At 63.1% G+C, this 21,390-nt stretch carries 24 protein-coding genes; 2 read left to right on the forward strand and 22 right to left on the reverse strand.

The genetic code is table 11. The features are described from left to right. Nucleotides 1-50 precede the first annotated feature (50 nt). Nucleotides 51-1,217 (reverse strand): cysteine desulfurase family protein, encoded by a 1,167-nt coding sequence (locus VII69_00625; GenBank protein ID HEY5093600.1) that lies wholly within the window; start codon nucleotides 1,215-1,217, stop codon nucleotides 51-53. A 93-nt stretch (nucleotides 1,218-1,310) separates the two neighbouring features. On the opposite strand from VII69_00625, the gene VII69_00630 reads away from it, so the two are divergent. Next, entirely contained in the window at nucleotides 1,311-2,618 is a 1,308-nt protein-coding gene (locus VII69_00630; protein HEY5093601.1) for a replication-associated recombination protein A, read from the forward strand. Nucleotides 2,619-2,774: 156 nt separating this feature from the next. On the opposite strand, the gene VII69_00635 is transcribed toward VII69_00630, so the two are convergent. The 3 genes from VII69_00635 to VII69_00645 all read right to left on the reverse strand — a co-directional run bounded on the left by VII69_00635 (nucleotide 2,775) and on the right by VII69_00645 (nucleotide 6,027). Beyond that, nucleotides 2,775-4,463 (reverse strand): ATPase, T2SS/T4P/T4SS family, encoded by a 1,689-nt coding sequence (locus VII69_00635; GenBank protein HEY5093602.1) that lies wholly within the window; start codon nucleotides 4,461-4,463, stop codon nucleotides 2,775-2,777. Between the two features lie 133 nt (nucleotides 4,464-4,596). After that, complete coding sequence (locus tag VII69_00640; GenBank protein ID HEY5093603.1) at nucleotides 4,597-5,370, reverse strand: hypothetical protein; 774 nt, start codon at nucleotides 5,368-5,370, stop codon at nucleotides 4,597-4,599. 3 nt (nucleotides 5,371-5,373) lie between these two features. Further along, entirely contained in the window at nucleotides 5,374-6,027 is a 654-nt protein-coding gene (locus VII69_00645) for an L-threonylcarbamoyladenylate synthase (protein ID HEY5093604.1), read from the reverse strand. A gap of 84 nt (nucleotides 6,028-6,111) precedes the next feature. On the opposite strand from VII69_00645, the gene VII69_00650 reads away from it, so the two are divergent. Further along, nucleotides 6,112-6,303, forward strand: coding sequence for a hypothetical protein (locus VII69_00650; GenBank protein ID HEY5093605.1), 192 nt, complete (start codon nucleotides 6,112-6,114; stop codon nucleotides 6,301-6,303). 4 nt (nucleotides 6,304-6,307) lie between these two features. On the opposite strand, the gene VII69_00655 is transcribed toward VII69_00650, so the two are convergent. The 18 genes from VII69_00655 to upp form a co-directional block, all read right to left on the reverse strand. Further along, nucleotides 6,308-7,897: a glycoside hydrolase family 57 protein gene (locus VII69_00655; GenBank protein ID HEY5093606.1), complete on the reverse strand. Its 1,590-nt coding sequence runs from the start codon at nucleotides 7,895-7,897 to the stop codon at nucleotides 6,308-6,310. A gap of 60 nt (nucleotides 7,898-7,957) precedes the next feature. Then, nucleotides 7,958-8,935 (reverse strand): rod shape-determining protein, encoded by a 978-nt coding sequence (locus tag VII69_00660; protein HEY5093607.1) that lies wholly within the window; start codon nucleotides 8,933-8,935, stop codon nucleotides 7,958-7,960. A 64-nt stretch (nucleotides 8,936-8,999) separates the two neighbouring features. Continuing rightward, nucleotides 9,000-10,355 carry a UDP-N-acetylglucosamine 1-carboxyvinyltransferase gene (murA, locus tag VII69_00665; GenBank protein HEY5093608.1) on the reverse strand — a complete coding sequence of 452 codons (1,356 nt, stop codon included), beginning with the start codon at nucleotides 10,353-10,355 and terminating at the stop codon, nucleotides 9,000-9,002. Nucleotides 10,356-10,398: 43 nt separating this feature from the next. Then, nucleotides 10,399-10,818 (reverse strand): ATP synthase F1 subunit epsilon, encoded by a 420-nt coding sequence (gene atpC, locus VII69_00670; protein ID HEY5093609.1) that lies wholly within the window; start codon nucleotides 10,816-10,818, stop codon nucleotides 10,399-10,401. A gap of 4 nt (nucleotides 10,819-10,822) precedes the next feature. Then, nucleotides 10,823-12,238 carry a F0F1 ATP synthase subunit beta gene (gene atpD / locus VII69_00675; GenBank protein HEY5093610.1) on the reverse strand — a complete coding sequence of 472 codons (1,416 nt, stop codon included), beginning with the start codon at nucleotides 12,236-12,238 and terminating at the stop codon, nucleotides 10,823-10,825. Nucleotides 12,239-12,325: 87 nt separating this feature from the next. Continuing rightward, a complete protein-coding gene (gene atpG, locus VII69_00680; protein HEY5093611.1) occupies nucleotides 12,326-13,186 on the reverse strand; it encodes an ATP synthase F1 subunit gamma in 861 nt (286 codons plus the stop codon). Nucleotides 13,187-13,189: 3 nt separating this feature from the next. Then, complete coding sequence (gene atpA, locus VII69_00685; GenBank protein ID HEY5093612.1) at nucleotides 13,190-14,701, reverse strand: F0F1 ATP synthase subunit alpha; 1,512 nt, start codon at nucleotides 14,699-14,701, stop codon at nucleotides 13,190-13,192. Between the two features lie 42 nt (nucleotides 14,702-14,743). Continuing rightward, nucleotides 14,744-15,325 carry an ATP synthase F1 subunit delta gene (gene atpH / locus VII69_00690; protein HEY5093613.1) on the reverse strand — a complete coding sequence of 194 codons (582 nt, stop codon included), beginning with the start codon at nucleotides 15,323-15,325 and terminating at the stop codon, nucleotides 14,744-14,746. After that, nucleotides 15,315-15,815: a hypothetical protein gene (locus tag VII69_00695; protein HEY5093614.1), complete on the reverse strand. Its 501-nt coding sequence runs from the start codon at nucleotides 15,813-15,815 to the stop codon at nucleotides 15,315-15,317. Before VII69_00695 ends, atpH begins: the two co-directional genes overlap by 11 nt. A 3-nt stretch (nucleotides 15,816-15,818) precedes the next feature. Next, nucleotides 15,819-16,253 (reverse strand): ATP synthase F0 subunit B, encoded by a 435-nt coding sequence (locus tag VII69_00700; protein ID HEY5093615.1) that lies wholly within the window; start codon nucleotides 16,251-16,253, stop codon nucleotides 15,819-15,821. Between the two features lie 14 nt (nucleotides 16,254-16,267). Beyond that, nucleotides 16,268-16,552 (reverse strand): ATP synthase F0 subunit C, encoded by a 285-nt coding sequence (atpE, locus tag VII69_00705; protein ID HEY5093616.1) that lies wholly within the window; start codon nucleotides 16,550-16,552, stop codon nucleotides 16,268-16,270. Between the two features lie 12 nt (nucleotides 16,553-16,564). Beyond that, on the reverse strand, nucleotides 16,565-17,293 hold the full coding sequence (gene atpB / locus VII69_00710; protein HEY5093617.1) for a F0F1 ATP synthase subunit A: 729 nt from the start codon (nucleotides 17,291-17,293) through the stop codon (nucleotides 16,565-16,567). Nucleotides 17,294-17,302: 9 nt separating this feature from the next. Continuing rightward, nucleotides 17,303-17,692 (reverse strand): hypothetical protein, encoded by a 390-nt coding sequence (locus VII69_00715; GenBank protein ID HEY5093618.1) that lies wholly within the window; start codon nucleotides 17,690-17,692, stop codon nucleotides 17,303-17,305. A 64-nt stretch (nucleotides 17,693-17,756) separates the two neighbouring features. After that, nucleotides 17,757-17,957, reverse strand: coding sequence for a hypothetical protein (locus tag VII69_00720; protein ID HEY5093619.1), 201 nt, complete (start codon nucleotides 17,955-17,957; stop codon nucleotides 17,757-17,759). Further along, complete coding sequence (gene wecB / locus VII69_00725) at nucleotides 17,954-19,123, reverse strand: UDP-N-acetylglucosamine 2-epimerase (non-hydrolyzing) (GenBank protein ID HEY5093620.1); 1,170 nt, start codon at nucleotides 19,121-19,123, stop codon at nucleotides 17,954-17,956. The genes VII69_00720 and wecB overlap by 4 nt, the downstream gene beginning before the upstream one ends. Continuing rightward, entirely contained in the window at nucleotides 19,120-20,244 is a 1,125-nt protein-coding gene (locus VII69_00730; protein ID HEY5093621.1) for an MraY family glycosyltransferase, read from the reverse strand. Before VII69_00730 ends, wecB begins: the two co-directional genes overlap by 4 nt. Continuing rightward, on the reverse strand, nucleotides 20,241-20,684 hold the full coding sequence (locus VII69_00735; GenBank protein HEY5093622.1) for a cytidine/deoxycytidylate deaminase family protein: 444 nt from the start codon (nucleotides 20,682-20,684) through the stop codon (nucleotides 20,241-20,243). Before VII69_00735 ends, VII69_00730 begins: the two co-directional genes overlap by 4 nt. Further along, nucleotides 20,681-21,367, reverse strand: coding sequence for a uracil phosphoribosyltransferase (upp, locus tag VII69_00740; GenBank protein HEY5093623.1), 687 nt, complete (start codon nucleotides 21,365-21,367; stop codon nucleotides 20,681-20,683). The genes VII69_00735 and upp overlap by 4 nt, the downstream gene beginning before the upstream one ends. Nucleotides 21,368-21,390: the final 23 nt, after the last annotated feature.

Here is a 21,390-nt window from a genome sequence, read left to right on the forward strand (position 1 = left end):
TTGCCAGAGAGTGCGCGCCTTCAGCCGTGCAGTTAGGCGCGTTCCCGTGGCTACGCGCCAGCGGCAAGCGTGCCGGCGAGCTGACGCAGCCGTTCTATGATACCCGGCAGCACGCCCAGCAAACGTGCGACATCGTCGCTCGTGTTCGAGCGTCCCAGCGAAAACCGGATCGTTCCGCGAGCGACCGCCGGATCGAGCCCGATCGCGGTGAGAACGTGCGAAGGCTCGAGCGATCCGCTGGTGCAGGCGCTGCCGGTCGACGCCTCGATGCCTTCGACGTCGAGACCGACGACCAACGTCTCCGCCTCGATCTTCGAAAAGCGAAGACTCGCGTTGTTCGGCATGCGCCGGGTGCGGGATCCGTTCAGTGCGGATCCGGGCACGGCGTTCAAAACACCGTCGATAAGCTTGTCGCGCAATCGCGTCGCGGCGCGCTGCGATTCGTCCAGTTCTTTCACAGCAAGATCGAGCGCGGTGGCGAGTGCGACGATTCCCGGCACGTTCTCCGTGCCGGCACGGCGGCCGCCTTCCTGTCCGCCGCCCACGACGAGCGGCGCGATGCGGACACCCGTCTTGAGATACAGCGCGCCCACGCCTTTGGGTCCCTCGAATTTGTGCGCCGAGAGGGAAAGCGCGTCGACGCCGAGCGTCTTCACGTCGACCGGGATGTGCCCGACGGTTTGCACCGCGTCGGTGTGGAAGAGCGCGCCGCGTTCGTGAGCGATCACCGCCAGCTCGGCGATCGGTTGGATCGCGCCGATCTCGTTGTTGGCGTGCATGATGCTCACGAGCACTGTGTTATCTCTGAGCGCGCTGCGCACGTCGTCGGCGCGGACGAGGCCGTCTTTGTCTACGGGCACGATCGTGACGTCGGCGCCTCTCGACTTGAGCGTGTACGCCGCGTGGAGCACCGCGTGATGCTCGATCGCGCTCGTGACGAAATGTTTGCCGCGCGATGCGTACGCATCCATGATGCCGAATATCGCCAAGCTGTCGGCTTCCGAACCTCCGCCGGTGAAGATGATCTCCGACGATTGCGCGTTCAGCGCGGCGGCCGTCTGCTTGCGCGCGCGCTCGAGAGCCGTTTTTGCGCGCTGGCCGCTGCGGTGCGGGCTCGACGGATTGGCATACGATTCGGTGAGAAATGGCAGCATCGCATCCACGGCTTCTCGACGTGGCGCGGTGGTAGCGGCGTTATCGAGATATATGCGATTCATAAGCGGGTTTTGGATTCGATGAGCCCAAGGCGCGGCCCCGCCGCGATCTCGCGCGGGGCGGGCGGTTGCAGCCGTGCGGCGAATCGGATGCGCATGGACGACGGGCCTAACCTTTTCGGCGAAACCGGGCCCGGCGCTTTGGCGCAGGAGCAAGCGTTGCCGGCCGGTGCGCCGCTCGCGGCCCGGATGCGGCCGCGCGCACTGGACGAATTCGTCGGACAGCAGCACGTTTTGGGCGCCGGCTCCGGTTTGCGAGCCGCGTTCGAACGCGGCCGAGCGCCATCCATGATCCTTTGGGGACCGCCCGGCACCGGCAAGACCACGCTCGCGAGACTTGCCGCCACGGCGGGCGATGCGCGATTCGTGCAGCTCTCCGCCGTGAGCGCGGGCGTTGCCGACCTGCGCCGCGCGGTGGCCGAAGCGAAGCTCGCGCGCGCCGCTTCCGGCAAACGCACCATCTTGTTCATCGACGAAATCCACCGCTTCAACAAAGGTCAGCAAGACGCGGTGCTGCCGTATGTGGAACGCGGCGACATCACGCTCATCGGCGCGACGACCGAGAATCCGTCATTTGAAGTGAACAGCGCGCTCCTCTCGCGCAGCCGGGTCGTCGTGCTGCGGCCACTCGAAGATGCCGACATCCTGTTGCTGATCGACCGGGCGCTTGCGGATTCCGATCGCGGTCTTGCCGGTCAAGTGCGCCTCGATCCGACAGCGCGCGCCCAGTTGGCGGCCGCGGCTGGCGGGGATGCGCGAATCGCGCTCAATGCGCTCGAGCTCGCGGCGGAGATCGCGCAGACGCGCGGCGGAGCCGGCTCGATCGTCGAGACCCGCGACATCGAAGAAGCTCTCCAGAGACGCGCACTGCGTTATGACAAAGCGGGCGACGAGCACTACGACGTCATCTCGGCGTTCATCAAGTCCGTGCGCGACAGCGATCCGGACGCGGCGGTGTACTATCTCGCGCGCATGCTTCAGGCCGGCGAAGATCCGCTATTCGTCGCGCGGCGGCTTGTCGTTCTCTCGTCCGAAGACGTCGGACTTGCCGATCCGCATGCATTGCCGCTGGCGATCGCCGCATTCCAGGCCACCCATGTGATCGGCATGCCGGAAGCGTTGTATCCGCTCACCGAAGCCACGATCTATCTCGCAAAGGCACACAAGAGCAATTCGGGACTTCGCGCTTACTTCGCCGCCGTGGATGCGGTAGAGCAAACCGGAGCCCTTCCGGTGCCGCTGCATTTGCGCAACGCCGTGACCGGGCTGATGAAGAATCTCGGATATGGCGCGGGATACAAGTACGCGCACGACTTCGAGGGCGCGAAAGTCGAGCAGCAGCATCTTCCCGATGCACTCGCCGACCGGACATTCTACGTGCCGGACGACGACGACGCGATCTGACTTCGATCGTTCTGAAGCGTGAGTTCGTACTAGGGTTAGCAACGCTAACCCTAGTGGGCAAGCGATGCTTGCCCTAGTACGGGTTGCTCGCCCCAAAAAAAACTAGGGCAAGCGACGCTTGCCCTAGTACGGTTTGCCCTGAAGTAACTATATAAACTAGTCGACGGCGACGCGCAGCACTTCTTCGATCGTGGTGATGCCTTGCGCGACTTTCATAAGGCCATCGTGATACAGCGTCCGCAATCCCTGCTCCAATGCGAGTTTCTTCATGTCGGACGGTAACCCGCGTTCGAGCACGATGCGGCGCATCTCTTCGGTCATCACGAAAAGTTCGTGGACGCCGGCGCGGCCTTTGTAGCCGGTGCCGTTGCAATTCTCGCAACCTTCGCCCTTGACCAGCCGCAGCGATTCCGCCGGAATGCCGTACTCTTCGAACTTCACGGCGAGCGCCTTGATGGTCTTGACGCCGCGCTTGCAGTTCGGGCAGACGGTTCGCACGAGTCGCTGGGCCATGACGCCCTGGATCGACGACGCGAGAAGGAACGGCTCGATGCCCATATCGATGAGCCGCGTGATGGAAGCGACGGAGTCGTTGGTGTGCAGCGTCGACAGCACGAGGTGACCCGTGAGCGCGGACTGCACAGCGATCAAAGCTGTTTCTTGGTCCCGGATTTCACCGACCATCATGACGTCGGGGTCCTGGCGCAAGAACGAACGCAGGCCGATGGCAAACGTCAGACCCACCTTCGGGTTGACCTGCACCTGATTGATGCCGGCGATATTGTATTCGACGGGGTCTTCCACCGTGACGATCTTCGTCTCGGTGTCGTTGATTGAGTTCAGCGTGGCGTAGAGCGTCGTCGATTTACCCGAGCCGGTCGGGCCGGTCACGAGCAGCACGCCGTTCGGCAACACGATGAGCTTTTGCCAGACTTCGAGCAGTTGCGGATGGAACCCGAGCTTGTCGAGGTCCACGTTGACGCTCTTGCGGTCCAAGATACGCATGACGATGGATTCGCCGTAGATGACCGGGAGCACCGAGACACGCAAATCGTAGCGATCGCGCTTCAGAGTCACTTGGATGCGTCCGTCTTGCGGCACGCGTTTCTCTGCGATGTTCAAGTTCGCCATGATCTTGAACCGGGAGATCAGGGCCGGCTGGATCGCCTTGGGCGGGTTCATGACCACGCGCAGCACGCCGTCGATGCGGTAGCGCACGACGATCTCGCGCTCGAACGGCTCGATGTGGATGTCGGATGCTTTTTGCTGGATAGCTTGCGTGACGATCATGTCGGCCAAGCGCACGATAGGGGCGTCGACGACGATGTCGTCGGGCATCTCTTCTCGGTCTTGGATGATGTCGACGCCGTCTTCGGCGTCGCTGATGAGCGATTGCCACTGGCTGTCGTTGGATGTGTAGATGCCATCGAGCGCGCGCTCGATGTCGTCGATGTACGAAAGCACGGGCTCCGGCGTAAGGCCGGTCTTCAGGCGAACGTCATCGAGCGCGAAGATGTCGGTGGGATCGGCCATGGCCAGAGTGACTTTTTTGTCGACGCGGCCGATGCAGATGAGATGGTGCCGCCGCGCGATATTCTCGGGCACGATGTTCGCGATGTCGCTGTCGATCTTGCGATTGCTGAGGTCGACAAAGATCTTTCCGAGCTCCTCGGCGCGCGCCCACATGATCTCTTCTTTAGGCGCGACGCGCAACTCGACGAGGATCTTCTCGAGGGGCTCCTTGCGGCGCAATGCGTCGGCGGTCGCAGTCTTGAGCTGCTCGGCCGTCAATACGCCTTTTTCCATCAAGATGTCGGTAAATTTTTTATCGATGAATTCCAGCACGAACCCGATCCCCGATCTTCAACAACAACCGGCGGCGGAGCCACCGGTCCTTCTTCTAACTATATCGGAATCGGGCTCAGGATAGAGTAGCCGCACACCCGTTCGTAGTGACGGAAATCACTAAAGCTGGGCCTTAAGTGGCGGCCGGCGCGGGAGCCTGCGACGGTGCGGGAGAGGCGGGTTTGGCGCCCTTTGGGAGCGGCGACGGTAAGCTTGAGTTGCCGCCCGGCACGCCCGGTGTCGGCGACGATTTGAGCGGGAACGTGGCTTGAACACCGCCCAATGCTTTGAAATCCTCGCTCTTCGTGTTGTAGAGAACCTCTGAAGAGTCGAATGTCCGGTCCGGCGGCTCCTCGGCGTGTACCCCGCCGGTGAGAGCCGCATCGTGCGTCATGTCGTCGAGGCGCATGAGTGGGGCGGTCAGCGACTTGTCGCCTTGCACGACTTTGACGTGACCCGATGCGATGTAGAGCTTCGCCTTGTTGTGGATCTCAAGTTTGTCGCACGTGAGCGTCACCGGCTCGGTGGGCTTCTTTCCATCTTTGCTCACGCCGCCAAGTCTGTGGACCATCACGTGACCCACAAGCGTGATCTCATCGCGCTTGCTATTGCCAAACGCGCGATCGCCGCGAAAGTTGCCGTCGGTCGAGTGACCGGTGATGGTGCTCGGCATGACGAAATCGCCGGTCTTGAGGTTGCCCTCGCCTTCGCTGAAGTTCACCGTGAGATCGCCGATTTTAGTCTGGGCCGGCCCGCTCGAGATCATGGAACCGCTGCTCGCCGGAGCTGGAGCAGGCGACGCCTTTGGCGGAGCTGAGACTTTAGCAGTCGACAAGCCGGCCGACGCAGCGATGGCGGCGAGCGATAGCATCCCAACACTGAACACGGCGTGGCCTTTGTGCTGCATGGGTCAGGTTTCCAATTCGGCGATGCCGGCGAGAGCGGCACGAATGGCGTCGGCGTCGAGCGCCCCAGCCCGGAGAATCACCGGCATTGCGCCGGTGCAATCGATGACTGTGCTTTCTCGCCGCAACGAAGTCGGCCCTTTGAGCAACGCGAGCGTCGCATCGGGCAACCTCGCGACATCGTCGTCGCTACCGTCATATGCGGATTCTCCGGATATATTCGCCGATGTCGCGACCAACGGTCCGACCGCTGCAAGAATGGCACGGCACGCGTCGTCGTCCGGACACCGCAATCCGATCGTCGCTCCCCCAAGAACTGCGGCCTCGATCGCGTCGGGTGGGCGCTGCACGATGATCGTGAGCGGGCCGGGCCAAAATTTCTCCATCAGCATGCGCGCCGCAGGCGAGACATCGGCGACGTGTGCCGACGCATCGTCAGCACGCGCGACGTGAAGCGAAAGCGGTTTGTCTTCCGGTCTTAGTTTTGCGGCGAACACGGCCGCGACCGCGCGCGGGTTGTCCGGCGCGCAGCCGATTCCGTACACCGTATCGGTGGGAAAGATCAGCGTGCCGCCCGCTCGCACGCAAGCCGCCGCTTCCGACAAAAGCGAAGCGTTGGGAATGCCGGCGAAATTCCGAACGCCAGATGAATGCATCATCCAAAGAGGTCCCGATTGCGGCGAGCGGTAAGTCGGTCGAGGGTGAAACGGCAGCGACCGTATCGCCTAGTACGGAGAACACACGTGTCGCGCCTTCGCGAACAGCTTTTTCTCGGCGGACTGCTCCTTGCCACCGTCGCGGTGCAGTCGGCGCTGCTGTTGCCCCTCTCCCTCGGGCATAGCCTGCGCACGCGCGCGGCCGCCAATGGCCGGCGTTTCATGGCCAACACTCGCCGCCGCATCGCGCGCGCGCGCATGTTCATCGCGTCCTGGTAGATCGTCAGCCGAAGATCCTGTAGTCCAACGCCGCGAAAACATTATCCGCCTCGACGTACATCGCGAGACGCCGCCGCGCATCGTCGTTGAACCTATCCTTTGAAGTCCCGGCCGCGATGCAGTCTTTGAACCGTTCGACGTGTTCTTGGAAGCGCGTCGCCGCGTAATCGCGCGCTTGACCTGTGGTCATGAGAAACGGCCAGTCGCTTGAGGCGAGGAGCAAGAGCTCGCGGCCGGCTTGATTGAGGTACAATTTCATCAGCGGATCGGCTACCGGATGCGCCCGCGCCGCATCGCGCATCGACTGCTCCGCGGCGTGGATCTGAGGCCATATCCAATCGGTCAGTCCATTCGACCACACGCGGAAATCGCCGCCCTCGCCCCACGATGTCGGCGGAAGCTCGACCGCGTCGCGCGGCGGATCGAGCGCGAGCGACTCGCTCGGCGTTGCAGCCTCGACGACACCGCGCGCCGCGAGACGCCGAAGGACGGCCTCGATCCATTCCGGTCCCTCGAACCACCAGTGCCCGAAGAGTTCTGCGTCGTACGGCGCGACGATGCACGTTCCGCCACCGGCGCTTGCCGAAAGCTCTTCGACCAGCCCGGCGAAATGTACCGCATGTTCGCGCACGCGAATTGCGGCGAGCTCAGGATCGTACTCCGCTTTCTCTCCGAGATCCACCGCAGGTCCGCTGACCGCCCAATAGTGGAGGCCGGATGTGTCGGCGCGCTTGTGAAATTCGCGATACGCCGGATCGCCGGGGTAGCCGAAATTCCGCGCCCATACCTGACGGCTCACTTCAACCGACCGCGCGAATGCGACGACGCGCGATCCGGCGACGAAATGCGGGCGCAGGGTCGCATCCGCCGGCCCGCCAACAGCGGCGGCCGCGCGAGTTTCGTCGCGGTCGCGGATGTCGCCACGGCTCAAAACTGCTCCGCTTGAGATGGACACCGCGCTTGCGCCCGTGACCGCGTGCGCGTCGACGAAGAAGTAGCGCAGCCCGATCTCTTCGAGGAAGCGCTCCAAGCCAGGGCGGTACGCACATTCGGGCAACCAGATGCCGGTGGGATCCACGCCGAGGCGCGCGCGAGTGGTCTCGATTCCGACGCGCAACTCGGCGCGCACCATCGAGTCTGTGGCGAGCAGCGGGAGAAATGCGTGCGTCGCCGCCGAGGTGAGCACTTCGATCCGTCCGCGTTGCGCCAAACCCGCGAATGCCGCCACGAGATCACCGCCGCGAGCGGCGAAATCGGCTCGCAGTGAGCGGAAGCGCGCGCCGTACGCGTGTGCGAGCTGCGCGCGCCGGCTCTGCCCGGCCGCGTCCGCGCGATCCGCATCTTCGTCGGCTGCCACTGCAACGCGCGCGACGTACGTATCGAAACCTTCTTGAAGATACGGGTCGGCCAGTTGTTCGAGCAGGACCGGCGTGATGCCGACCGCGGCTCTTGCCGCGACGCCATCGCGTTCTAACCGTTCAAAAACACCGAGCAACGGAAGATACGTGCCGCCAATGGCCTCGTATAACCACTCCTCGCCGAAGGGCCAGAGCCCGGCTTTGCGGACATACGGGAGATGCGCGTGCAGCGCCAATACGAACGAGCCGGTAGACGGACTTGAGCCCGCAGCGCGCGGTGACAGTTCGATCTTCCTCTAGACGCGGACGCGCTGCCCGGTTCCGATGGCGACGCACGACATCGGATCGTCCGCCACGATCACCGGGATGCCCGTGACTTCTGTGAGCAACGCATCCAACCCCCGGAGCAGTGCGCCGCCACCCGTCAGGTAGATGCCGCGATCGATGATGTCGGCCGCGAGCTCGGGCGGCGTTTTCTCGAGCACGCTTTTCACGGCGTCGATGATGGCGCCGATCGGCTCGGCCATGGCTTCGCGCATCTCTTCCGACGAAATATTCACCGTCTTCGGGAGCCCGTTGATGAGATCGCGGCCGCGAATATCCATCCGAAGTTCGGGATCGAGTTTGTATGCTGAGCCAACGGTGACTTTGATGTCTTCTGCGGTGCGCTCGCCGATCATCAGGTTGTACACGCGCCGGATGTGACGGGCGATCGCCTCGTCGATCTTGTTTCCGGCGACCCGGATGGATTGACTGACGACGATGCCGCCAAGCGAGATCACCGCGACGTCGGACGTGCCGCCGCCGATGTCCACCACCATGTTGCCGCTCGGTCCGTCGATGGGCAAGCCGGCGCCGATCGCGGCAGCCATCGGTTCTTCGACGATATCCACGCTTTTCGCGCCGGCCAGCTTGGCGGCGTCGCGCACCGCGCGCTCTTCGACCGACGTGATCTCGGCGGGCACGCAGATGGTGACCGCCGGCTTGGGGCGCAGCCATGAGAAAAACCCGCCGTTGCGGGTGACTTTTTTGATGAAGTAGTTCAGCATCGCCTCGGTGACTTCGAAGTCGGCGATGACGCCGTCGCGCAGCGGACGTATGGCCTGGATGTTGCTCGGCGTCTTTCCGAGCATCCGGCGCGCCTCTTCGCCGACCGCAAGCGTCTTGCCGGTGCGCACGTCGCGCGCCACGACGGACGGCTCTCGCAAGACGATGCCCTTACCTCGCACGTAGACAAGAACGTTTGCAGTGCCGAGGTCGATCCCGATTTCCAAATCCGTCTCCTACGTTATGCCGGCCAATGGGCAAGCGATGCTTGCCCTCCTACAACTACGACCACTACGACGCCCGGAACGGCGTGACGATTCGCGGCATCCTGATGGTCTCGCCTAGGTTCGCTCGCGGCGTCACCGGTTCGACCGCACTGGCGCGCGCGATCGACGCTCCCAACGACGCTAATTTCTCCTCGAAGAACTCGTAGCCCCGATCGATGAATTCGAGGCCGCCGATCTGCGATGTGCCCTCCGCCGCCAAAGCCGCGATGACAAGCGCGCCGCCTGCACGGATATCCGGCGCTTCGACCACCGCGTCCTTGAGCCGTTCGACGCCGGTGACGATTGCACTGCGGCCGGAGACCTTGATATCCGCACCCATGCGGGCGAGCTCGCTGACGTAGACGAAGCGCGCGTCGAAGATCGTCTCCTCGATCGTGGACGTGCCTTGCGCGAGACTCAAATACGCCACGAATTGCGGCTGCAAGTCGGTGGGGAAGCCCGGAAATGGTGCCGTGACGATGTCCACCGGACCCCAGCGCGCGGCGCCTTTCACGCGGATGCTCATCCCGTCGCTCGAGACCGCGGCGCCGGTGGCCGTCAGCGCGTCGGAAAGCGCCGTGAGGAACGCCGGGTCGACGCCCGTCACGCTGACGTCGCCGCCCGTGATCGCGCCGGCCAGCAGGTAGGTGCCGGCCGTCAACCGGTCTGGGATTATGGTGTATTCGCAGCCGCGGAGGCGGCGCACGCCTTCGACCGTGATCACCGAACTGCCGTGCCCGCGGACGCGGCCGCCCATCGCATTGACGAACTCCGCCAGATCGCAGACCTCGGGCTCGCTGGCGGCGTTGCGGATCGTGGTCGTGCCTTTTGCGCGCGTGGCCGCAAGCATGATGTTCTTGGTCGCGCCGACGCTCGCGCGGGCAAGCGTGATATCGGCGCCGATGAGCGCGTCGGCCGCAGCGATGATCGAGCCGTGCTCGAGCGTCACCGACGCGCCGAGGAGCTCGAATCCCTTGAGATGCAGATCGACCGCACGCGGCCCGAGGACGCAGCCGCCCGGCTGCGGCACTTGCGCCCGGCCAAAGCGCGCGAGGAGAGGACCGGTCACGTCGAAGGACGCGTTGAGCTTGCTGACCAGCGCGTACGGTGCGGCGCTTGCGTTCACGGGCGCCGTGTCGATGACGAGCGTGCCGCCGGGCTGCTCGCGCACGCGCGCGCCCAGACTCTCGAGGATCGACGCCATCACATCGACGTCGGTGATGCGCGGGACCGAGTGCAGCACGACCTCGCCTTCGGCGAGGATCGCCGCCGCCATGATCGGGAGCGCCGCGTTCTTGGCGCCCGGCGCTTCGACGGAGCCTTCGAGGCGGCGTCCGCCGTCGATGACGAGCCGAGTGCGCAGACCGTCAAGGTGGTCCATAGGATTCCTTCGGTCGATGCTTTTTGTAGTCGACCGCTATCGTCTACGAGAGCTGTTTGTGCGTTATTTCCAATTGGGCGGCAGCCCAAGCGACGGCGTTGCGTTCGGCGCGGTCGTCTGAGCCACGCTTCTGCGCAAGCGCCTCTTCCGCCCGCTTCTGTTCGAGCAGCACCGCATCGACATGGATCTCGTCTGCGGCAAGCGCCACGTCGGTGAGGACGATGACTTTTGAAGGCGTGATCTGCATGAAGCCGCCGTTCACCGCCAACTCCAGCCGCCTCGTGCCGCTCTCGTCCAGGACGGTTGCGCGAAGCACGCCGATCCGAAGGGTGGTGAGCATTGGTGCGTGGCTGGGCAGCGCAGCCAGATCGCCGGCGCCGCCCGGAGCGACGACGATCTCCGCCATGCCTTCGAACTTGACGGCGCCTGGCGTGATGATGTCGAGATGGAGTGTCGTGGCCATGGTCTTAAACGCCGGCCTTCATCTTTTCGGCCGCTTCTTTGGCTTCGTCGATGTTGCCGACCATGTAGAACGCCTGCTCGGGCAGATCGTCGAGTTTGCCCTCGACCATCTCTTTAAAGCCGGCGATCGTTTCTTTGAGCGGCACGTATTTGCCGGCGCGTCCGGTGAAGGCTTCGGCGACGTGGAACGGCTGCGAGAGAAACCGCTGCAGCCGGCGCGCGCGACCTACGATGATCTTGTCGTCTTCGGAAAGTTCTTCGACGCCGAGGATCGCGATGATGTCTTGCAGGTCTTTGTAGCGCTGCAGCGTCTCTTGAACGCGGCGTGCGACTTGGTAGTGCTCGTCGCCCACAAAGCGCGGCTCGAGGAGGCGCGACGTGGACGCGAGCGGGTCGACCGCCGGGTAGATGCCCTTGTCGGAGATGGAACGCGAGAGCACCGTCGTGGCATCAAGGTGCGCGAACGTGGTGGCGACGGCAGGATCGGTGAGATCGTCGGCGGGGACGTACACCGCTTGCACCGACGTGATCGAGCCCTTTCGCGTGGAAGTGATGCGCTCTTCGAGCGCACCCATTTCGGAGGCCAGCGTGGGTTGATAACCTACGGCCGACGGCATCCGGCCGAGCAGCGCCGATACTTCGGAGCCGGCCTGCATGAAGCGGAAGATGTTGTCGATGAAGAGCAGGACGTCTTTGCCCTGTTCGTCGCGGAAGTATTCGGCCATCGTCACGCCGGTGAGACCCACGCGAAGCCGTACACCAGGCGGCTCGTCCATCTGCCCGAAGATCAACGCGGTCTTGTCGATGACGCCCGAATGCTTCATCTCGAGCCAGAGATCGTTGCCTTCGCGCGTGCGCTCGCCGATGCCGGTGAAGACCGAGTAGCCTCCGTGCTCGGCGGCGATGTTGCGGATGAGCTCTTGGATCAGCACCGTTTTGCCGACGCCCGCGCCGCCGAACAGGCCGACTTTGCCGCCTCGAACGTACGGCGCCATGAGGTCGACCACTTTGATGCCGGTCTCGAACATGACGGTGGTTGGATCTTGCTCGTCGACCTTGGGCGCTTCGCGATGGATGGGATGCATGGCGCTTGCCGCAACCGGCTTGTCGGAGTCGATCGCTTTGCCGAGGACGTTGAATATCCGGCCGAGCGTGGCTTCTCCCACCGGCACCGTGATCGGCGCTCCGGTATCGCGGACTTGCGCGCCCCGCACCATGCCCTCGGTGCCGCCCATCGCCAGGCATCGGACGCAGTTGTTCCCGAGCTCGCCCTGCACTTCGAGGGTCAGCTCACGCTCCTTGCCGTCGACATCTTTGATGGTCGTCAAAAGCGCCGTGAAGATGTTCGGCAGGGTTTCAAGCGTGAATTCGACGTCCACCACGTTGCCGAGGACTTGGGTGACTTTACCGATGCTAGGCATTGTTTGTATTCCTTTACGCGTTGTTTTGTATGAGGGCAAGCTTCGCTTGCCCTGGGCGAGCGTAGCTCGCCCTCGTACTAAATTGAATTATCCTTTTAAAGCCTCGGCGCCGCCGACGATCTCAAGGATCTCCTTTGTGATGGCTGCTTGCCGCGTCTTGTTCATGAGCAGGGTGATTTCGTCGATGAGTTTGCCGGCGTTGTCGGTCGCGTTGCTCATCGCGATGAGGCGAGCCGCGAATTCCGACGCTTGCGATTCGAGCAACGCCTGGAAAATCGTGAACTCGACGTACTTCGGCAGCAAAGCAGCCAACACGCCTTGCGCATCGGGCTCAAATTCGAACGAGTTCTGATTGACCGCGCTTCGTTCAGCCTTTGCTGTGCCCGTGAAGACCGGCAAAAGTTGTGAAGCCGTGGGCTTTTGCACGATCGTCGACACGAATCTGCTGGAGACGAGCGTCAGTTCGTCGATCGTGCCGTCAAGGAAATCGGCGGTGACTTTTGGGGCGATCTCCGCGGCCGATCGGGCGAACGAATCGGTGGTCAGCGGCCAAAACTCGGCGATTCGATGCGGCGATTTTCGAAGCTGCACGCGGCCTTTGGTTCCCACAAGGTAGAGCACGGCCGGTTGGCCGCCTTCTTGCGCAGCGAGCAGACCCGCGCGGACGAGGTTGGAGTTGAACGCGCCGCACAAACCTTTGTCGGCGGTCATCAAGAGGACACCACGAGTTTTCACTTCGCGTTTGCGCAGCAGCGGGTGATCGCTCCCGCCGGCTTGCCCCAGTTCCCCCAACATCTCGCCGATGCCGATCGCGTACGGCCTAGCCGCCCGCATGGCAAGCTCCGCGCGGCGGATCCGTGCGCCGGCCACCATCTTCATGGCGCGCGTGATCTGCTGCGTGTTTTTCAGCGATTTGACGCGGTCGCGAAGTTGCCGTAGGGTGGGCATTCGTCACGCCGCCTTGACGAAGCGCTTCTTGAATTCGACGACCGCCGAGTTCAGCTTCGACTTGACGTCATCGGAGAGAGCCTTGGAATCGGCGATCGATGCAGGCACATCGGGCGCGGCCACTTTCAAGAACTCGTAGAACTGTTTGTGGAACTCGTTGATGGAGGCCGTGGGCACGTCGGCGAGGAGATCGTTCACGGCCACGTAGATCTGGATGACTTGCTTGTCGAGATCCAGCGGCTCGAACTGCGGTTGCTTCAACGTCTCCGTGATCTTCTCACCGCGCGACAACTGCGCTTGCGTGGCACGGTCGAGATCGGATGCCAACTTCGAAAACGCCGCGAGATCGCGGTACTGCGAAAGCTCGAGGCGGAGCTGGCCCGCGACAGCCTTCATGGCCTTGGTTTGAGCGTTGCCGCCTACACGAGAAACAGAAAGACCGACATCGATGGCGGGCCGGATGCCGTTGAAGAAGAGACCCGTCTCCAGATATATCTGTCCGTCGGTGATCGAGATCAGATTGGTGGGGATGTACGCGGATACGTCGCCTTGCTGCGTTTCGATGACGGGCAGCGCCGTCATCGAGCCCGCGCCGAGTTCGTCGTTGAGCTTGGCGGCGCGCTCGAGAAGACGCGAATGGAGGTAGAAGATATCGCCGGGATACGCTTCGCGGCCGGGCGGTCTGCGAAGGACGAGCGAGATCTCGCGATACGCCTGCGCGTGCTTTGACAGATCGTCGTAGATGACGAGCACGTGTTTTCCGGCGTACATGAGCTCTTGGGCCATCGCGCAGCCAGCGTATGGCGCGATGTAGCGCAGACTCGCCGGGTCGGCTGCGTTGGCGGCGACGATCGTTGTGTAGTCCATCGCGCCCGCATCGGTGAAGATCTTGTAGAGCTGTGCGACCGTTGAGGTTTTCTGCCCGATCGCGACGTAGATGCAGATGACGTCCTTGCCCTTTTGATTGATGATCGCATCGATGGCCAGCGCCGTCTTACCCGTTTGCCGGTCGCCGATGATGAGTTCGCGCTGCCCTCGTCCGATGGGCACGAGGCCGTCGATGGCTTTGATCCCCGTTTGCATGGGCTCGTGAACGGGCTGCCGTTCCACCACTCCGGGCGCCTGCGTTTCGATGGGCCGCGTGCGCGTGGTCTTCACGGGACCCTTGTCGTCGAGCGGCTGACCGAGCGGGTTCACCACCCGTCCGATGACGCCGTCTCCAACGGGCACGGAGATGATCCGGCCGGTGCGGCGAACCGTGGCGCCCTCTTTGATGTCGCCATCGGGTCCCATGACCACGACGCCGACGTTGTCCTCTTCGAGGTTGAATGCGATGCCGAACAGACCGTTGGGAAATTGCACGAGCTCGTTCATCTGCACGGCCGAAAGGCCGTAGACGCGAGCGACGCTGTCGCCCACCTCGATGACGGTGCCCACCTCGTCCTCGCGCACTTGCGTGTGCGCGCTGAGGATCTGCTGTTTGAGTATTCCGGCGATTTCGTCGGCGTTGATCATCGTTGTTTCCTTTTCCGGACCTGCGGACTCATATTACGCTTTTTAAGTTGTCTTACCGTTGGCCGACGCCGCATCCGGCGCGTCGATGCCGGCGATCAAGTGGCGGCGGATCTCCTCGAGCTTGCCCGAGACGCTTCCGTCGACATATCGATCTCCCACCTGCATGATGATCCCGCCGAGCAATTCGGGCTCGACCTTTGCTTCCGGCACGATCGTCCGTTTGTACATGTGCGAGAGGCGTCGAGCCAAATCGGCAAGTTCGGCCGGCTCAAGCGCCGTCGGCGTCGCGATCTTGGCTACCGAAATTCCAGCCGAGGCATCGAGCAGCTCGTGCATCTGGCGAGCGATGGTTCCGAGAAGTTTTTCCCTGCGCTTTCGCACGAGCAAGATCAGGAAGTGCTCGACGATTTCGCCGATCTTCCCATGGAGCGATGCCTGCAGTATTTGCGTCTTGTGCGCGCGATCGATGACAGGCGAACCGAAAAACTCTTGCAGCGCGGGATCGGATGCGAGCGCGGCGACGAACGCGTCGACTTCGCGCACCACGGTCTCCACGGCATTCGCGTCTTGGGCCACGGCGAACAGTGCGGCGGAATAGCGTCTCGCCAGCGTTTCAATCGCCACTGGTTCGCTCCAACCCGGCGACGAGATGTCCGATCAAGCCTTGCTGTTGGGCGGGACTCAACTCGCGCTCGACAAGAACTCTGGCTTCCGCGTGCGCCTTGTTGACCGTCTCCTCGAGCAGTTCGCGCCGTACCCGGTACCGCTCTCGCTCCAGTTCGCCCTGAGCGTGTGCGATGGTCCGTGTGCCGTGCTCTTTCGCCGCCGCCCGTTCTTCGGTGATGAGCCGCGCCGCATGCGCCGCGCCTAGTTCGACCATGCGCACTGAATCGACTTTGGCGCTGTCCAACGCTCGCTGTGCTTCTTCTAACACTTTTGCGGATTGGTCGCGGTAGGACGCGGCATCTTCGACCACCTTGTTTTGCGCTTCTTGCTGCGCGACCAACATCGGCGATCCGTAGCGATTCCAAATCCAGACCAGGGCCACGACGAAAATCACAAAGTCGATGACCTTTGCGATGAATACGGGATCGACGACGTCTGATAGATTCACGACCTACGCCGCGCCCTCCAGACCGACCGCGCGCTTGACCATCGCGCGCGCTAGGTCGTCGACGAGCATCCCCTGTTTTTCAACCGCCTGCGCCCTCTCCAACGCGACCGTGGCATGGGCAAGCGTCACGCTTGCCGCCGCATCGTCGTTGGATTTGCGCTCGATTTCATGGACTTGCTCGGCCGCGCGGGCGGCTGCTTCGCGCATGATCTCATCCGTGCGACGGCGCGACGCATCGAAGAGAGTGTCGGCTTCCGCTTTCAGCGCCGCAGCCCGCGCGCGCAGCGTTTGCGCTTCGCGATGCTGCTCGTCGATCAGACGCATGCGTTCTTCGATGGCGCGCCGCGTGGGCGCTATGAACACGAAGTTCAACAAAAGCCAGAACACCACGAAGTTCAGCATTTGGGCGAGGAAGGTGCCGTCGATCGAAAGCAGCATGCGTCGAGGTCTTCCTACTTCCCGAGGACCGGCTTGAGCAGGGCCATCACGCCCAGCCCGCCGCCGCCGATCAGGAGGAAGAAGGCGAGCGCGATCGCGATGATCGGGAAGGCTTCCAGAATGCCGAAGCCCAGGAAGTAGAAGAAAAAGATGTTCGGCCTGGCTTCCGGCTGCCGTGCGATCGATTCGACCGCCTTGCTGCCGATGATGCCGTCGCCGATGGCTGATCCGAAGGCGGCGAACCCGACCATCAGCGCAAACGCGATGATGACGGACGCGACGAGAATGGCATTTTCCATGAGGTGCTCCCTTTAGTGCGGTTCGTCGGATGTCGGAGTGATGAGGTAGGCGATCGTCAACAGCGTGAAGACCAAGGCCTGGATTGCCCCCACAAACATGTTGAACGGATAGATGAGGATGGGTCCGGCGTTAGCAAGTACAGAAATGATGCCGAGGTGCGCGCCGATGACGGCGGCGATCACGACGAGTAGGATCTCACCGGCAAAGATATTGCCGAACAATCGCATGGCAAGCGTGACGGGACGAGCGAGCTCGTCGATGATCATGATGGGCAACAGCGGGATCCCGAGTCCAAGCGGCCGCACGACGAGGTGGCCGAAGTATCCCAGACCTTTGCGGACGACGCCCACTCCCTGCACGAGCAGGATGGCGAAGAGCGCGAGCGCGGCAGTGGTGTTGATGTCGGCCGTCGGAGACTTGCCGACGAATGGGAACAGCCCGATCTCATTGAGCACGAAGATGAACAGAAACAGCGAGATGAGCAGCGGCACGAACGGCACGCCGTTCTTGCCGAGGATCGTGTCGACCTGACCGCTGATCGCCGTCACGATCAACTCCATGAACGTGTAGCGTTTCGAAAGCTTCGTGACGGGATGCGCGCGCGCGAGGATGCCGACGGCGATCAACACGATCGCCATGCATATCCACGTGATGACCACGGTGTCGGCATGCACCGTGTTGAAAGGCGCCGGCATAAAAGAAATATGCCAGAGCGGATGGTCGCCGATGGTTTCGTGCATCGCTACCCTTTAGGCAGCCGCATCGTCGCGGCCGTGCACTATTTGTTGACGATACACCAGAATTGCTACTGCCAACGGTGCGACAAATCCGGCAAGGTATGTGAAGTATCCAAGCCATGGTCCACGGCCGACGATGATAAATGGTGCGGCGCCGGCAAGCAACACGCGCAAGACGCCTTCGATCGACAAAAACGGCACGTACCCTTTGCCGGCCTTCATCAGGCGGTCAAAACTTCCAGCGATGTGGAAAAGGGATGCCAAGCCGATGAGGCAACCGGCGACCAAAGCCGCCGCGGGCAGGTATTGGTGCCAGAGCAGCGAGAGAATCGCGGCTACGGCAAACGCCACCACCAGACTGCGCGATGCCACCGCTGCCTGTATAGGGCGGAAGTATTCCATAGAAGGGCTGATGTTCGGCAGCCGAAACGAGCGCCCTTTTCTTCTCGAACGCTCGTTCGAGGACTCACATGTATGCGGAAAGCCGGCGAAACAGCAGCGCGATTCCCGCACCGAAGCCGACGATGATGCCGGCTGGAACCGCCCAGTCCCAATGCAAGAATCGTGCGGCTGCCAGGCCGATCACCAATCCCATCACCAGCGATCCGATCACGATGGTCCCTGCGCCGGCAAGATTCGCAAGCGTGACCGGCGATGGTTGCTTCACATGTTGGCCTGCGGCAGCGTCGGCGGCAATGTGGGATCGAACTCCGCCGGCGCGGGGCCGCCGCGATAATGTGCGAGCAGCGCTTGCGCGATGCGGCCGGCGGCTTTGCCGTCGCCGTACGGATTGCTGGCCTTTGCCATGCGATCGTAGGCTGCGCGGTCGTCTAACAATTCGTTGAGATTGCGCGTCACCGCGTCTTCATCGGTGCCGACGAGCCGCAAGGTGCCGGCGATGATGCCCTCGGGTCTTTCCGTGACGCGGCGCAGCACGAGCACGGGCCGCCCGAGGCACGGACCCTCTTCCTGCAATCCGCCGGAATCGGTGGCGATCAACGTGGCGCGGCCGATCGCGGCGACGAGATGACGGTACGACATCGGCTGCACCAGCCGCACGCGCGGCACGCCGTCCAACACGCGCCGCACGACTTCGACGACCGCCGGATTCGGATGCACCGGCCACACGATCGAGAGATCCGGATGCGAGTCGACCACCGTTTTCAACGCCCGGCAGATCTGCGCCATCGGCTCACCGAGATTCTCGCGCCGGTGCGCTTCGACGAACAACATACGCGCCGTGGTCACGTCGGGTGCATCGCCAGGCTGCAGGCGCGCGTTCACCCATAAAAACGCGTCGATGACCGTGTTGCCCGTCACCACGATCGATTCGGGCTTCTTCCCTTCGGCAAGCAAGTTGGCTTTTGCCGTCGGCGTCGGCGCGAAGTGATGGGTCGCGATGACGCCGGTCATCCGCCGGTTCATCTCTTCGGGAAACGGTTCGTAGATCGTGTCGGTGCGAAGCCCGGCCTCGACGTGGCCGACGGGAATCTTCTTATAGTATGCGGCGAGCGCGCTCGCGGTGGAGGTGGTCGTATCTCCGTGCACCAGCATGACGTCGGGCTTGCAGTCTTCGAGCACGCTGCTCATCCGTTCGAGCACGCGCGTGGTGACGTCGGTGAGAGTCTGCTCTTCCGTCATCACTTTGAGGTCGTATGCCGGCTTGATTTCGAAGAGCCCGAGCACTTCGTCGAGCATCTCGCGGTGCTGCGCGGTGACGATGGTGATGCAGTTGATCGCAGCATCGCTGGCCATTTGATGCACCACTGGCGCCATTTTGACGGCATCCGGACGCGTGCCGAACACGATCGCGACGTTGAGCGGACGGCTCAAAACAGGTGCGGTCCGCCGGGCCGGGCGAGCACGAGCACGAGCGCGCAAAGAACGCCGCACACCGCGTAGATCAAGTTGACGGCCGCGCGCTGCGAAAGGCCGAGGTCGAGCAGGCGGTGATGCGTGTGGCTGCGATCGGCCGCGAAGAGAGGCGCACCCGAACGCAAGCGGCGCATGATGACGTGCGCGGTGTCGAGGATCGGAAACGCGAGGATGATGAGGAACGGCACGACGAGCGAGATCGCGATCGCGCCTTTTGCCTTGCCTTCGAGGGCCGCGCTTGCGAGCACGAAGCCGATGAAGAGCGAGCCACCGTCGCCCATGAAGATGCGCGCCGGATTGTAGTTGAAAGGCAAGAACCCGGCAGCCGAACCGGCGAGCGCGGCCATGGTGATGGCGACGAGGTACTGCCCCTTCCATACCGACACGACGATCATGGTCATCGCGGCGATGATCGTGACGCCCGTGACGAGCCCGTCGAGTCCATCCAAGAAGTTGATCGCGTTCACCATGCCCATGTACCAGAAGATCGAGAACGGCACGGCGAACCAGCCCAGATCGACGAAGCCGAAATGCGGAAGCCTCATCTGCTGTATGGTGAAGCCGTACATGACCACGGCGACGAGCGAGACGACGAACTGCGCCAGGAACTTGTCGCGCGGCCGCATCGTCATCACATCATCCCACAGCCCCACGCCCATCATCAACGTGCCGCCGAAGAGAAGGCCGATGAGATGCGCGAGATCGGGCGTGTCGAGGTAGTGCTGGATGACGAATGAGTGCGTGAGAGCGAAGTTCAACATGGTGAACAGGGCCAGCATGAAGCCGAGATAGATCGCGATGCCGCCGAGGCGAGGCGTGGGCTGCGTGTGGACGCGGCGGTCGTCGCCCGGTTGATCGAATACGCCCACTTTGAACGCCATGCGGCGAACGAGCGGCGTGACGCAAGCGCAGGCGATGGCCGCAAGCACGAAGGTGATGACGCATAGCCAGATGATGTTCACGTCGCCCGGGAGCGCCTGCAGGCCCGGGGCGGGATGAGGGGTAGCGACGGCGTGGTGCACGGCTTTGACGGCGAGCGGCGCGAGCTTTGGTGCTGCGGCCAACGTCTGCGAGTTCACGCGCCGCCCTCGAAGCGTTCGATCAGCGTTCCGGCTTCCAGGAACAAGTCGTTGGCGAGGTCGTCCGGATACGCGTCCTCATATACGACTCGGGTGATGCCTGCGTTGATGAGCAGCTTCGCGCACGTGAGACACGCGTGAGCCGTGCAGTAGAGCGCGCTGCCCGCGATAGGCACGCCGTATCGAGATGCTTGCACGATCGCGTTCTGCTCGGCATGCGTGGACCGCGCGCAGTGGCCGTGCAGCATGTCGCCGCCATCTGAGTGGTCGCAGTGCCGCAAGCCGACCGGCGCGCCGTTATAGCCGGTCGTGAGAATGCGCTTGTCTTTGACGATCACCGCGCCGACCGCGCGGCGCGAACAGGTGGCGCGGGTCGCGACGGCGCGCGCGATGGCCATGAAGTACGCGTCCCAAGGTGGTCTCGAAGCGGGTTCTTTCATACCGGCCGGAATCCGTGCGTCTCAGGCACCCTGCCCGCACCGCGTCCGAACAAGCGGTCGCCGGCGTCGCCGAGTCCGGGCACGATGTAGCCGTGGTCGTTCAGATGCTTGTCGAGCGCGCACGTGTACACTTTGATGCCGGGATGGGCCGCGAACAGCGCGGCGCATCCTTCAGGCGCCGCGATGAGCGTGATGAAGCGCAGGTCGGAGACCAGCGCTCCGCGTCTGAGCAAGAGATCCACGGCGGCCACCGCCGACGCGCCGGTGGCAAGCATCGGATCGAGAACGAACGCGCGCCTACCGATGAGATCCTCCGGCAGATTCACGTAGTAGGGCATGGCTTGCAGCGTGTCCGGATCGCGATACATGCCCACGTGCGCGACGTGCGCCTGCGGCATCAGCGCGTGGAAGCCGGGTACGAGGCCCAGTCCTGCGCGCAAGATGGGGACGAGCAACGGCACGCGGACCAACGTCTGCGCGCTTGCCCAACCGACCGGCGAAGCCACTTGCGTCTCTGCCGTCTCGAGATCGGCCGTAGCGGGCCACGCCAGCAACATGCCGAGCTCAAGGCACAACTCGCGGAATTCTTTGTTGGACGTGGCGGCGTCACGCAGACGGCCGAGCTTGTCGTGCACGAGCGGATGCTGCAAGATGGTGAGATTCGGGAAGTCGCGCGTCTCCATCGGGTGCCCCACAGATGCGCGCG

It is taken from the genome of Candidatus Eremiobacteraceae bacterium (assembly GCA_036511855.1).
GTDB lineage: Bacteria > Vulcanimicrobiota > Vulcanimicrobiia > Eremiobacterales > Eremiobacteraceae > JABCYQ01.

Bases quoted from the DNA above. Each gene is read 5' to 3' on its own strand.
- VII69_00625 (HEY5093600.1), bottom strand. From the start codon at position 1,217: ATGAATCGCATATATCTCGATAACGCCGCTACCACCGCGCCACGTCGA.
- VII69_00630 (HEY5093601.1), top strand. From the start codon at position 1,311: ATGGACGACGGGCCTAACCTTTTCGGCGAAACCGGGCCCGGCGCTTTG.
- VII69_00640 (HEY5093603.1), bottom strand. From the start codon at position 5,370: ATGCAGCACAAAGGCCACGCCGTGTTCAGTGTTGGGATGCTATCGCTC.
- VII69_00645 (HEY5093604.1), bottom strand. From the start codon at position 6,027: ATGATGCATTCATCTGGCGTTCGGAATTTCGCCGGCATTCCCAACGCT.
- murA (HEY5093608.1), bottom strand. From the start codon at position 10,355: ATGGACCACCTTGACGGTCTGCGCACTCGGCTCGTCATCGACGGCGGA.
- atpC (HEY5093609.1), bottom strand. From the start codon at position 10,818: ATGGCCACGACACTCCATCTCGACATCATCACGCCAGGCGCCGTCAAG.
- atpD (HEY5093610.1), bottom strand. From the start codon at position 12,238: ATGCCTAGCATCGGTAAAGTCACCCAAGTCCTCGGCAACGTGGTGGAC.
- atpG (HEY5093611.1), bottom strand. From the start codon at position 13,186: ATGCCCACCCTACGGCAACTTCGCGACCGCGTCAAATCGCTGAAAAAC.
- atpA (HEY5093612.1), bottom strand. From the start codon at position 14,701: ATGATCAACGCCGACGAAATCGCCGGAATACTCAAACAGCAGATCCTC.
- VII69_00700 (HEY5093615.1), bottom strand. From the start codon at position 16,253: ATGCTGCTTTCGATCGACGGCACCTTCCTCGCCCAAATGCTGAACTTC.
- atpE (HEY5093616.1), bottom strand. From the start codon at position 16,552: ATGGAAAATGCCATTCTCGTCGCGTCCGTCATCATCGCGTTTGCGCTG.
- atpB (HEY5093617.1), bottom strand. From the start codon at position 17,293: ATGCACGAAACCATCGGCGACCATCCGCTCTGGCATATTTCTTTTATG.
- VII69_00715 (HEY5093618.1), bottom strand. From the start codon at position 17,692: ATGGAATACTTCCGCCCTATACAGGCAGCGGTGGCATCGCGCAGTCTG.
- VII69_00735 (HEY5093622.1), bottom strand. From the start codon at position 20,684: ATGAAAGAACCCGCTTCGAGACCACCTTGGGACGCGTACTTCATGGCC.
- upp (HEY5093623.1), bottom strand. From the start codon at position 21,367: ATGGAGACGCGCGACTTCCCGAATCTCACCATCTTGCAGCATCCGCTC.